The organism is Aeromicrobium phragmitis (assembly GCF_003674095.1).
GTDB classification, from domain to species: Bacteria; Actinomycetota; Actinomycetes; order Propionibacteriales; family Nocardioidaceae; genus Aeromicrobium; species Aeromicrobium phragmitis.
This window is the reverse complement of the sequence record NZ_RDBF01000295.1, coordinates 1-292: the sequence shown is the minus strand read 5'-3', so window position 1 is coordinate 292 and position 292 is coordinate 1. Positions and strand designations below refer to the sequence as shown.

Sequence of the window (292 nt, the reverse complement as noted above, 5' to 3'; positions counted from 1 at the left end):
GGATCCTCGTCGCGGCCACGGTCCTCGCCGGAACCTCCGGTCACTCTGAGGCTCAGATCACCGCCGGCTTGATCCTGCTCGGCCTGGGCTGGTCGGCCTCCGTGATCGCGGGCGCCGCACTGCTGACGCGGACCGTCGCGCCGGAGGTCCGCCCCCTCGTCCAGGGATTCAGCGACTTGTGCATGAACCTCGCCGGTGCGGCCGGCGGCCTGCTCGCCGGCCTCGTGGTCGCGGCGTTCGGGTTCGGCGCGCTGAACGCGGCGGCGGCCCTCCTGACGATTCCCGTCGCCGT

1 pseudogene is annotated in these 292 nt (G+C 73.3%); it reads left to right on the top strand.

Annotated elements, in window-relative coordinates:
* Positions 1–292 (top strand): annotated as a pseudogene (locus D9V41_RS17420) (MFS transporter); the annotation flags it as partial.